The sequence below is a fragment of the Nisaea sp. genome (genome assembly GCF_965216895.1).
GTDB lineage: Bacteria > Pseudomonadota > Alphaproteobacteria > Thalassobaculales > Thalassobaculaceae > Nisaea.
On the sequence record NZ_OZ244205.1, the window covers coordinates 2,902,071 to 2,914,027 of the forward strand.

An 11,957-nucleotide genomic window follows, 5' to 3' on the forward strand; every position below is an offset into this window, starting at 1 on the left:
CCGTCCATTCCCTTTATATGCGCCATGACCGGCGCGTCATGTGAATTGCCGCCGGGGATGGGCCGGCGGCAATAGCTCTGTTCGGATCATTCCGCCGCGAAGCGGCTGCCCTTGCTCATCTCCTCGCCGACCGCGAGCGCCTCGGCCACCAGCGCCTCCTGCTCGCGCACGTGGCGACCGTGGTTGCCAGTCGCGGGCGATGCGGCTTCCGCGCGGCCCGCATAAAGCGGACGCTTGCAGGCGCCGTCGAGCTCGATCAGCACGCTCTCGATCCGCCGGTCGACGAAGGACCAGGCCCCCATGTTCCAGGGCTCTTCCTGGCACCAGACAACCTCGGCCTGCGGGAAGCGCGCCAGCTCCTGCATCAGCGCCGCGCGCGGGAACGGATAGAGCTGTTCCAGGCGCAGGAAGAAGACGTCGGTCTGGCCGCGCCGCGCGCGCTCCTCATAAAGGTCGTAATAGACCTTGCCGGAGCAGATCACGACTCGCTTCACGTCCTTGTCCTTGCACAGCACCTCGTTGTCATACATCACGCGGTGGAAGCTCGTGCCTTCGGACATCTCGTCCAGGGTCGAGACGCAGAGCTTGTGACGCAGCAGCGATTTCGGCGACATCACGATCAGCGGCTTGCGGAAATCACGGCGCTGCTGACGGCGCAGCACGTGGAAATAGTTCGCCGGCGTGGTGACGTTCACCACCTGCATGTTGTCCTCGCCGCAGAGCTGCAGATAGCGCTCGAGACGGGCGGAGGAATGTTCCGGACCCTGGCCCTCGTAGCCGTGCGGCAACAACATCACCAGACCCGACATGCGCAGCCACTTGTGCTCGCCGGAGCTGATGAACTGGTCGACCACGACCTGGGCGCCATTGGCGAAATCGCCGAACTGGGCTTCCCAGAGGGTCAGCGTGTTCGGTTCCGCCTGGCTGAATCCGTATTCGAAGCCGAGCACCGAGGCCTCCGACAGCGGGCTGTCGATAACCTCGTAATGCTCCTGCTCCTCGGCCAGGTGATTGAGCGGGATGTAGCGTTCTTCGGTCTTCTGGTCGATCCAGACCGAGTGGCGCTGGGAGAAGGTGCCGCGGCCGGAATCCTGGCCGCTGAGCCGGACCCCGTCGCCCTGCACCAGCAGGGTGCCGAAGGCGAGGCTCTCCGCATTGGCCCAGTCGATGCCCTCGCCGGCCTTGATCGCCTTGCGGCGCTGGTCGACGACCCGCTGCAGCTTGCGGTTAACGGTGACGCCGTCCGGTACCTCGGTCAGCTTCAGGCCGACCTCGCGCAGCCTGTCCTTGGAGACCGCGGTCTCGCCGCGGCGGGCATCGCCATGCGCCTTGGTGAAGCCCGACCATTTGCCTTCCAGCCAGTCGGCCTTGTTGGGCTTGTAGTTCAGGCCGGCCTCGAATTCGGCATCGAGGTAGCTGTTCGCATCCTCGACCATCTTGTCGGCCTCGCCGGCCTTGATCACGCCTTCGCGCTCGAGCTGCTCGGCATAGATCTGCCGGGTCGTCTTCTGGGTCGCGATCTTCGAATACATGAGGGGCTGGGTGAACATCGGTTCATCCCCCTCGTTATGGCCGAAGCGTCGATAGCAGAAGATGTCGATGACCACGTCGACGCCGAATTCCTGGCGGAACTCGGTCGCGATGCGGGCGACATGAACAACGGCTTCCGGATCGTCGCCGTTCACGTGGAAAATCGGCGCCGCCACCATCTTGGCGACGTCCGTCGGATAGGGCGAGGACCGAGAGAAGGCCGGCGCCGTGGTGAAGCCGATCTGGTTGTTGACGATGATATGCATCGTCCCGCCGGTCTTGTAACCGCGCAGATCGGAAAAGGCGAAGGTCTCCGCCACCACGCCCTGGCCGGCAAAGGCGGCGTCGCCGTGCAGCAGGATACCGAGCACCTTGCGGCGCTCCTTGTCGTTGCGTTGGGCCTGCTTGGCGCGCACGCGGCCGATCACCACCGGATTCACGATCTCGAGATGCGACGGGTTCGCGTTCAGCGTCAGGTGCACATTATGCTCGTCGAACTCGCGGTCGGCGGAGACGCCCATATGGTATTTCACGTCACCGGAACCGCCCGCATCTTCGGGGTTCGCCGGATTGCCGAGGAACTCGGAAATGATGGCGCGGAACGGCTTGCTCATGAAGTTGCAGAGCACGTTGAGGCGGCCGCGATGCGGCATGCCGAGGACCACTTCCTCAAGGCCGAGCTGGCTGCCCCTTTTCAGGATCTGTTCCATCGCCGGAATCAGGCTCTCGCCGCCGTCCAGGCCGAAGCGCTTGGTGCCGACATATTTGCGGCCGAGGAACTGCTCGAAGGTCTCCGCCGCGGTCAGCCGCTCGAGGATGGTGTGCTTGCCGCGCTCGGTGAATTCGGTGCGGTTGCGGATCTGCTCGATCCGCTCCTGGATCCAGAGTTTCTGGGCCGGGTCCTGCATGTGCATGAACTCGACGCCGATCGAGCCGCAATAGGTGCGCTCCAGCAGGTCCATGATCTGGCGCAGGGTCGCGGTTTCGAGACCGAGCACGTGATTGATGAAGATCGGCCGGTCCCAGTCGTCCTCGGTAAAGCCGTACTCCGCCGGATCGAGTTCCGGGTGCGGCGTCGGTGGCTCGAGACCGAGCGGGTCGAGCTTCGCTTTCAGGTGGCCGCGGATCCTGTAGGCCCGGATCAGCATGATCGCCCGGAGCGAGTCCATGGTGGCCTGACGTACGTCGGCGCCGTCAACCGGCGCCGCACCCTTGGCCTTTTTCACCTCTCCGACCGGCCCGCTGCCGTCGGCGGATTCTCCTTCACCGCCGATGACCCGGTTGCCCCGGTCCGCCCAGCTCGGCCCGTGCACGTCGCCTTTGACGTAACCGACCTCGTCATGCAGCGTCGCGAAATAATCGCGCCAGCTTTCGTCTACCTGGGAAGGATCTTGGAGAAAACGCTCGTAGAGCTCGCCGATGAAAGGTGCGTTCGCACCCGAGAGAAAGGATTGATCGCTCACTACCGTAGCCATATTGGAACCTGCCCCTTTTCAAAGTGGCCGTTCGGTTCTGCCTGATCCGGCCCCGCACGCCCCTCGCGCAGGACCTCGATTGCCGTTGCGACAGACCGCCGCACCGGCAACATGTTCTTATACTACTTAAGAATTTACGAACTTGAAGCCGTTCTGCATGGCTGATGGCAAAAAATCTCAAAGGTGAGTCCGGGCGGCAACGCGAAATTGCCGCCCGTCTCGTCGAATTCAGCCCTTGATGGCCTTCACCATGGTGGTGCCGAGGGACGCCGGGCTGTCCGCCACGAGGATCCCGGCGGAGCGCATCGCGTCCATCTTGGAATTCGCGTCGCCCTTGCCGCCGGAGATGATCGCACCGGCATGGCCCATGCGGCGGCCCGGAGGCGCCGTGACACCGGCGATGAAACCGCACATCGGTTTCTTCACCTTGTTTTGCTTGAGGAATTCGGCCGCATCCTCTTCCGCGGAACCGCCGATTTCACCGATCATGATGATCGCTTCGGTCTCCGGATCGCCGAGGAAAAGATCCAGCGCATCGATGAAATTGGTGCCGTTCACCGGATCGCCACCGATGCCGATGCAGGTCGACTGGCCGAGGCCGGCCGCCGTGGTCTGGGCCACCGCCTCATAGGTCAGCGTGCCCGAACGGGACACGATGCCGACCTTGCCGCGGCGGTGGATGTGACCCGGCATGATGCCGATCTTGCAGGCGTCCGGAGTGATGACACCCGGGCAGTTCGGGCCGATCAGGCGGGTCTTGGAGCCGCCGAGAGCCCGCTTGACCTTCACCATGTCGAGCACCGGGATGCCTTCGGTGATGCAGACCACCAGCGGAATTTCCGCATCGATCGCTTCCAGGATCGAGTCCGCGGCGAAGGGCGGCGGAACGTAGATCACGGAGGCGTCGCAGCCGGTCCGTTCGCGGGCCTCGTGCACGGTATTGAAGACCGGCAGGCCGAGGTGGGTCTGACCGCCCTTCCCGGGCGTCACGCCGCCGACCATCTTGGTGCCGTAGGCGATCGCCTGCTCGGAGTGGAACGTGCCCTGGCTTCCGGTGAAGCCCTGGCAGATGACTTTGGTATTCTCGTTGACCAGAACGGCCATCAGGCTGCCTCCTTCACCGCTTTGACGATTTTCTCGGCCGCATCCGCGAGATTGTCCGCCGAGACGATCGGCAGGCCGGAATCGGCGAGGATCTGCTTGCCGAGATCGACGTTGGTGCCTTCGAGACGCACCACCAGCGGCACGTGCAGGCTGACTTCCCTGGCCGCGGCGACGACACCTTCGGCGATCACGTCGCAGCGCATGATGCCGCCGAAGATGTTGACCAGAATGCCTTCGACGTTCGGATCGGAGAGGATGATCTTGAAGGCCGCGGTGACCCGCTCCTTCGTCGCCGATCCGCCGACATCGAGGAAGTTCGCCGGCTCGGAGCCGTAGAGCTTGATGATGTCCATGGTCGCCATGGCGAGACCCGCGCCGTTGACCATGCAGCCGATCGAGCCGTCGAGCTTCACGTAGTTCAGCTCGTACTTGCCGGCTTCGAGTTCGGCCGGGTCCTCTTCGGTCTCGTCGCGCAGCTCGGCCACGTCCTTGTGCCGGAACAGCGCGTTGTCGTCGAAGCCCATCTTGGCGTCGAGCGCGATCACGTCGCCGGCGCCGGTGACCACCAGCGGGTTCACTTCGACCATGGCGGCGTCGAGATCGGTGAAGGCCTTGTACATGGCCATCAGGAATTTCACCGCCGACTTGATCTGATCGCCCTCGAGGCCGAGCGCGAAGGCGATGCGGCGGGCATGGAAACCCTGCATGCCGGTGACCGGGTCGATGGCGAGGGTGATGATCTTCTCGGGCGTCGCCTCGGCGACTTCCTCGATCTCCATGCCGCCCTCGGTCGAGGCCATCACGGTGACGCGGCTGGTATCGCGGTCGACCAGCAGGCTGAGGTACAGCTCGCGCTTGATGTCGCAGCCTTCCTCGATATAGACGCGGCTGACTTCCTTGCCGGCCGGCCCGGTCTGCTTGGTGACCAGCGTGGCGCCGATCATTTCGCCTGCGTTGGACTTCACGTCCGCGACCGATTTGACCACGCGAACGCCGCCGGCGCCCTGTTCGTTGCCCTTGAAGCGCCCGGCGCCGCGGCCGCCCGCATGAATCTGAGACTTCACGACCCAGACCGGACCGCCGAGATCGTTGGCGACCTTCTCGGCCTCCTCGGGGGTGTAGGCAACGCCGCCCCGCGGCACCGCCACACCGAACTTGGCCAAGAGCTGCTTGGCCTGATACTCGTGGATGTTCATGGCTCTCCCATTTCGCTTGCCCCGGCTTTGGCGCGGGAGGCGCCGAACCCGTTGCTGCAACCGGCCGAGACGACCGGCCCTATCCCCCACATGCGGGAAGCGGCCCGGTGCCGCAGTCTTTCACTGTAGCACCGAACCGCAGGATCACAAATGGTGGTATACCACATACCACCACTCGCGTTTTAGATCCCGAGTTTCGCCGCAACCTCATTCAGGCTCTTCACCGCGTTGACCGAATGGTCGAACATGGCTTTCTCGTCGGCATTCATCTCGATCTCGACGATGCGCTCGACGCCGTTCGCACCGATCACGCAGGGCACCCCGACATAGAGACCGTCGAGGCCATACTCACCCGAGCATTGGGCGGCACAGGGCAGCACGCGCTTCTTGTCCTTGAGATAGGAATCGGCCATCTGGATCGCGGACGAGGCCGGTGCGTAGAACGCGGAACCGGTCTTCAGCAGACCGACGATCTCGGCGCCGCCGTCACGCGTGCGCTGCACGATCTGGTCGACCTTCTCCTGCGTGGTCCAGCCCATTTTCACCAGATCCGGAACCGGAATGCCGGCAACGGTTGAGTAACGCGTCAGCGGCACCATGGTATCGCCGTGGCCGCCCAGCACGAAGGCGGTAACGTCTTCGACGGAGACGCTGAATTCCTCCGCGAGGAAATAGCGGAAACGGGCACTGTCGAGCACGCCGGCCATGCCGACGACCTTATTGGCCGGCAGGCCGCTCAGCTTCTGCAGGACCCCGACCATGACGTCGAGCGGATTGGTGATGCAGATGACGAAGGCGTCGGGGCAGTTGGCCTTGATGCCGTCGGCAACGGCCTTCATCACCTTGGTGTTGGTTTCGATCAGATCGTCGCGGCTCATGCCCGGCTTGCGCGGGATGCCGGCGGTAACGATGACGACATCGGAGCCCTTGAGCGCACCGTAATCATTGGCGCCGAGCATGCGGCTGTCGAAGCCTTCGACCGGGGACGCTTCGGCGATATCCAGCGACTTACCCTGGGGGATGCCCTCCACGATATCGAAAAGCACTACGTCGCCGAGTTCCTTGAGACCGGCAAGCAGCGCCAGCGTGCCGCCGATATTCCCTGCGCCGACAAGCGCGATCTTGTTGCGAGCCATCTTGTTCCCCACTCCTCTGGTTCGGGACAGATCCGCCGCGCCTGCAAGGCTTCGGCCTCCTCCTGGACGGCGGAAAACCGAGGCGCGGTGTAGCGCGTTTCCCGACCCCCCGCAAGGCCCGAGCCGGGCGACGCCGGCGCAGCGGCGGACATTCAGAATTTCGGAGCGTCGCTTTCAACCTTCAGAAGGTGGTCGAGGCCGGGAAAAAGATCGGACTGAACGAAATCGACGCGCTGCTGGATCCCCACATTCGGCTTGGCAAACCGGGTGCGCCACTCGTAGACCTTCACCGTCAACCCGCAGAGCACTTCGGCAAGACTAGACTGGTGCGCGAGGATCAGGTCGCGCGCGGCGCGGAACTCCTCAAGCGTGAGCCGCTCCCAGTCGAAGACCGCCTGTTTGTCGAACCTCCGGAAACGCTCGACGACGCTGTTGGTAATCATGTCGATCGAGGCAGAGACCTGTTTCAGGCGTTTCATCGCCTGATCCCCCTTGCGGAAGCTTCCGCGCGCCGAAGCTTCCTCGATCCAGCCGTGCAGTTCCTTGATGCGCGGAACGATCAGGTTGAGATAGCTGCGGTAGTAGCCGAGCGAGAGGAATGCGTCGCCGTAATCCTCCAGCAATTCGGGCAGGGTATCGAGATCGGTTTCAAGGACAGCGGAAAGCTGTTGCAGTTTTTCCCGCGCCCGGTCCCTGTCGGCCATCTGCATGATATCGCGGAGGCTGCGCGGGTCGGTGATGTCCATATCGCTGTCGCCGAACACGTGACGTACCAGCGGGCGCGTCAGATTCCGCATGTGGCCGGCCAGTTCCCGCTTCTTCTGGTCCGACAGGCTGAGAACGTCCGCCGCCTCGAGATCGAGCCCGCTCGTGCGCACCGCGCGCCGCAGCGAGTAGCAGTCGAAGGCCGGAAGTTGCGCCGCCTGTTTCAACAACGGAATGTCGATCCGGGTCAGATCCTCGCTCGGGTCGATGTAGGCCGGCAGCTCATCGATGCCGAACTGTCCGCTGCCGGTCCCGGTGCCGCGGAACGCCTCGACCCTGGTCTCAAGGCGGACATTCTTGATCAGACGCAGCCGTATCAATCCCCTGCTGCGAACCGGCAGCGCGGCGCATGCAAAGGTGTTGATCGAATCCCGGTCCTCGCGATCGATGGCCTGCCGCGAGCCGTCTGTCTGAAGGAGCGAATCTGACATGAATCCCCGCGTAGAATGGCGTGCGCCGATCAGGCGAAGGTCGCGGCCTTGCGTTCGATTGCGGCCAGGCGGTCGAGGCCGGAGCGGAGATCGGCCATCACGAATTCCGCCCGGCGCTCGAGGCTGCCGCCACCGCCGGGAAAGCGCTGCTCCCACTCGTAGACTTTCACCAACAGGCCGCACAGCACAGCAGCCAGGCTGGCCTGGTGGTCGGAGATCAGTGTCCGTACCTGGTTGAAGGTCGAGACGGTGACCCGTTCCCAACGGATCTGCGTCTTGGTGTCGAAATTCCTGAATCGTGTGGTCAGCGATTTCGACAATGCGCCGAGCACGCTCACGGTCTTTTCCAGCGCCGGCCCCATTACGGGATCGTTGCCGATATGGGCCGGCCGCCGGGCCTCGTCGATCCAGTCCTGCAGCAGGCCGATCCGCGGCACGAGGTCGGACACATGCTGCTTGTAGAAGCCGAGAGAGAGGAAGACATCACCATAGTCTTCCAGCATTTCGGGAAGATTGTCGGTACTGGTCTGCAGTGACGCGGCAAGGCGTTCCAGCCGCATCCGGACGGCAATACCTTCGGCCTGATCGAGGATCTCCCGAATCGCCTGCGGGTCGTCCAGCTCGATCTCATTCGCCCCGAACACATACTGGACCAGCGGACGGGTCAGATTTCGCATGTGGGGCTGCAGCTCGCGTTTCTTGGCCGCGCTCAGGGAAAAGGCCGACATGTCCTCAATGACGATCCCGGCGGCGCGCAGGCCGCGGCGGAGGGAATATGGATCGAAGCTCTCCATCTCTCCGATCTTCTCCAGCATCGGAATATCGTGATGCACGAGTTCGTCCGTCGCGGCCACGAAGTCCGGGAGTTCGTCGATCGCGACCTGGCCGCTTCCCATGCCGGTCTCGCGATACAGCTCGATCCTCGTTTCCATGCGGACATTCTTGATCAGCCGGAGTTTCCGGGCGCCCTTGCTGCGCAGCGGAAGGATTGCGCAATCAAGCGTGTGCAGGGAATCCTGATCGCGGTCCGGCACCAGCGGAGTTCGCTCGGCGGAAAAATCGAAGGCATAAGCGATGACACTCTCCCGGGGGATCATTTCTTTTTCCGGAGCGTTCTGCCCGCCGTGCGATTTACCACGCGCTATCTTAAGTTACTCTTAAGATTACAATTTAAATTTATGCATTTTTCTAAATAACGAACAACCTCTTGCGCCACCGCCTATTCCCGCAGTTCAGCGGCGCCGGGACTCGAAATAGTCCGACGACTGCATTTCCATCAGGCGTGAAATCGTACGGTCGAACTCGAAGCCCCAGTCCTCGCCGTCATAGAGCTTCTCCGGAGTGGTCTCGGCCGAGGCGATCAGGCGCACGCCCTGATCGTAGAGCGCATCGATCAAGGTCATGAACCGGCGCGCCTGGTCCCGGTTCGCCGCCCCGAGAACCGGGATATCGGAAAGGATCACCGTGTGGAAACGCTCGGCCACGGCGAGAAAGTCGGCGGCCGCGAGCGGCTGGTCGCAGAGGTCGCGGAAACCAAACCGCGCGACTCCGGCCGCTGCCGAAGGCACGTGAATTCTCCGGCCCTTGCGCTCGATCGCATCCGGTTCGGGCGTTGCGTCGGTCAGGTCGGCGAAGGCCTCGTCCAGGGCCGCGTCCGCGTCCGGGCCGTTCGGCACGTGATAAACCGTTTTCCCGCGCAGCCGGCCGAGCCGGTAATCTTCCCCGTCGTCAAGATGGAAAACCTCGTGCCGCGCTTTCAGAATGCCGATGAAGGGCAGGAACAGGTCGCGCTGCAGCCCGTCCTTGTAGAGTTCGTCCGGCGCACGGTTGGAGGTCGCGACGACCACGACGCCGAGCTCGAACATGGCGAAGAACAGGCGCGAGACGATCATCGCGTCGGCGATGTCGCGCACTTCGAACTCGTCGAAACAGAGCAGCCAGGCTCTGTCGGCGAGCTTCTGCGCCGTCGGGCGGATCGGCTCGGCCGTCTTGGAGACCTTGTTCTCCTGGCGCCACTGATGAATCAGGTCATGCGCCTCGCGCATGAATTCATGAAAATGGACCCGGCGCTTGCGCTCGACCTGGGCGCCTTCGAAGAACAGGTCCATGAGCATGGATTTACCGCGCCCGACCGAGCCGTAGATATAGAGCCCCTTCGGCGGGTTGGTGGGCTTTCTGCGGGCGAAACCGAGCTTCGCGGTCCAGCCGGTCTTGGCCTGCGGCGGCCGGTAGTCGACCAGCTGGTCGTGCAGCCATTGCAGCTTCGCCGCGGCGGCTTCCTGCGCCGGATCCTTCGCGATGGAACCGTCCGCGACAAGGGCTTCGTACCGGGCCAGCGGCCCTTCGTGATTCACTGTGCCAATCTCCTGTCGGATGGGCCCGGAACCCGGCCCCTCGGCGCCAAGAACTCGCGCTTTTGGCTTTCGAGGTCAAGCCGGCGCCGGACGCGCGGCCATGTCAGCGCCCGCCGGAAACCTCGAGGATGGAACCGGCACAATAGCCCGCGGCCCCGCTCAGCAACCAGACGATCGCCTCGGCGACCTCCTCCGGCGCCGCCGAGCGCCCGATCGGCGTGGTCGGGCCGAGCCGGGCCGCGCGATCCGGTGCGCCGGCACTGGCATGAATGTCGGTATCGATCATCCCGGGCGCGACCGCGTTGACGCGGACACCGTCGCCGATCACCTCGCGCGCGAAGCCGATGGTGAAGGAATCCACCGCCCCCTTTGAGGCGGCATAATGGGTGAACTCGTTCGGCGCGCCGAGACGGGCGGCGATCGAGGAGAGATTGACGACGGCACCGCCCTGATGGCCGGCCTCGACCGACATCCGGCGCGCCGCCTCGCGGCAGCAGAGGATCAGGCCGACGACGTTCAGGTTCATCACCTCCGCGACGGCCTCGGCGCTCATGTCGCGCACCTGGGAGATCCTGCCGGTGATCCCGGCGTTATTGACGAGACCGCGGACCGGACCGAGCGCCGCCTCCGCTTCGTCGAACAGGCGGACGATATCCGCTTCCCTGCTGGTATCGCCCTGGATCACCACGGCGCGCCGCCCCTCGGCCTCCACCTTGGCGGCGACGGCCCGCGCCGCCGCCTCGTTGCCGAGGTAGTTGACGGCGACATCCCAGCCGTCCCGCGCGGCGCGGATCGCTGTCGCCGCCCCGATCCCGCGGCTCGCGCCGGTGACGATGCAAAGTCCCTTACTCATGCCGGTTCCCCCCGTTGAAGATCTTTGGAGGGGATCTTAACGCGGTTCAATCCCCGGAGCGAACCTCGGCTGCAAATCGGACGGAGGCACGCAGTTCGGCCTTCTGGGCCACGGTGTCTCCCGCCATGCCGCCGTCCGCCATGAGTTTCGGCGCGGCTTCGGCGCGCATCATCTGCGCCGGCATCGGGCGCGGCATGCCGCCGGTCTGGAAATTGATCGCGGCGACCCGGTAGCCGCGGTCGGGATAGATCGCCTTCAGACGGGCCAGCTCGTCCGCCGCGCTCCTGTAGATCTCGGCTCTCAGCTCCGCCATGGCCGCTTCGCGCTCGGCCAGGGTCGGGGTGAAATCGATGCCCTGCACCGCATAGCTGCGTCCGGCCTCGCCAAGGGCTTTCACCCCGGCGCCGAGACCGCCGAGCTCGGCGCTCGGCAGGCGCGCCTCGGCGGTGATCCGCCAGCGCTCGAAACCGGCCTCGTCGCGCAGCCGGTTGTAGCCGACCAGACGCCAGGACGCCTTGGCGGATATTTTCGCCAGATCATGCCTCACCGCCAGCCGCGCGGCACCGAATCCGCCGGACTTGACCGCGAGGTCGGCCGCCACGGTGACGGTCGCGGAGTCCGTCTCCACCCATTTCTCCAGGCTAAGGTCCAGGGTAACGATGTCGTCGCGCACCGTGTCCGCGTGCACCACCTGGGGCGCGGCGAAGAGCATCAGCACCGCAAGGGCGAGGGAAAGGCAGTATCGGATCATGGTCTGACTCCGGAATTGATTTGCACGGGCGCAGCATCGCCGCGAATTGCGTCGGTAAAATGACGCAAGGGTCACATTGGTTCCACCGTGCGTGGTGCTTTCACGCATTCGCGACTGGTTCACCACCTCGAATCACGTTAAGTTGGTCTCGCAACTGACCGTGGAGGTTCAGAAATGCGTAAGCTGATCGGAATGCTCGTGCTGCTGGCGGCCGTGGCCGCCTTTACGGCCCCGGCGGCCTATGCCGGAGGCGATTGCAGTTCGGCAAAGCACAGTTCGTCGGTCTCGTCCTGACGACACCGCCGGAAGGACAAGCCTGAAATTGAAACGGCCGCTGATTCCAGCGGCCGTTTTCTCTGCGC

Annotated in this window: 9 protein-coding genes; all 9 read right to left on the reverse strand. The window is 64.1% G+C overall.

The genetic code is table 11. The features are described from left to right. Positions 1-86 precede the first annotated feature (86 nt). The 9 genes from ACOOE1_RS14010 to ACOOE1_RS14050 all read right to left on the reverse strand — a co-directional run bounded on the left by ACOOE1_RS14010 (position 87) and on the right by ACOOE1_RS14050 (position 11,595). Complete coding sequence (locus ACOOE1_RS14010; protein WP_420402816.1) at positions 87-3,005, reverse strand: 2-oxoglutarate dehydrogenase E1 component; 2,919 nt, start codon at positions 3,003-3,005, stop codon at positions 87-89. Between the two features lie 228 nt (positions 3,006-3,233). Then, entirely contained in the window at positions 3,234-4,109 is an 876-nt protein-coding gene (sucD, locus tag ACOOE1_RS14015; RefSeq protein ID WP_420402817.1) for a succinate--CoA ligase subunit alpha, read from the reverse strand. Then, a complete protein-coding gene (gene sucC / locus ACOOE1_RS14020) occupies positions 4,109-5,305 on the reverse strand; it encodes an ADP-forming succinate--CoA ligase subunit beta (RefSeq protein WP_420402818.1) in 1,197 nt (398 codons plus the stop codon). Before sucC ends, sucD begins: the two co-directional genes overlap by 1 nt. A 182-nt stretch (positions 5,306-5,487) precedes the next feature. After that, positions 5,488-6,441 carry a malate dehydrogenase gene (gene mdh / locus ACOOE1_RS14025; protein ID WP_420402819.1) on the reverse strand — a complete coding sequence of 318 codons (954 nt, stop codon included), beginning with the start codon at positions 6,439-6,441 and terminating at the stop codon, positions 5,488-5,490. Between the two features lie 152 nt (positions 6,442-6,593). Beyond that, positions 6,594-7,637, reverse strand: a complete 1,044-nt coding sequence (locus tag ACOOE1_RS14030; RefSeq protein WP_420402820.1) for a hypothetical protein — start codon at positions 7,635-7,637, stop codon at positions 6,594-6,596. A 29-nt stretch (positions 7,638-7,666) separates the two neighbouring features. Then, positions 7,667-8,734, reverse strand: a complete 1,068-nt coding sequence (locus ACOOE1_RS14035; protein ID WP_420402821.1) for a hypothetical protein — start codon at positions 8,732-8,734, stop codon at positions 7,667-7,669. A gap of 135 nt (positions 8,735-8,869) precedes the next feature. Beyond that, complete coding sequence (zapE, locus tag ACOOE1_RS14040; RefSeq protein ID WP_420402822.1) at positions 8,870-9,991, reverse strand: cell division protein ZapE; 1,122 nt, start codon at positions 9,989-9,991, stop codon at positions 8,870-8,872. A gap of 103 nt (positions 9,992-10,094) precedes the next feature. Further along, positions 10,095-10,844: an SDR family oxidoreductase gene (locus ACOOE1_RS14045; RefSeq protein WP_420402823.1), complete on the reverse strand. Its 750-nt coding sequence runs from the start codon at positions 10,842-10,844 to the stop codon at positions 10,095-10,097. Between the two features lie 46 nt (positions 10,845-10,890). Then, positions 10,891-11,595: an SIMPL domain-containing protein gene (locus tag ACOOE1_RS14050; RefSeq protein WP_420402824.1), complete on the reverse strand. Its 705-nt coding sequence runs from the start codon at positions 11,593-11,595 to the stop codon at positions 10,891-10,893. Positions 11,596-11,957 lie beyond the last annotated feature (362 nt).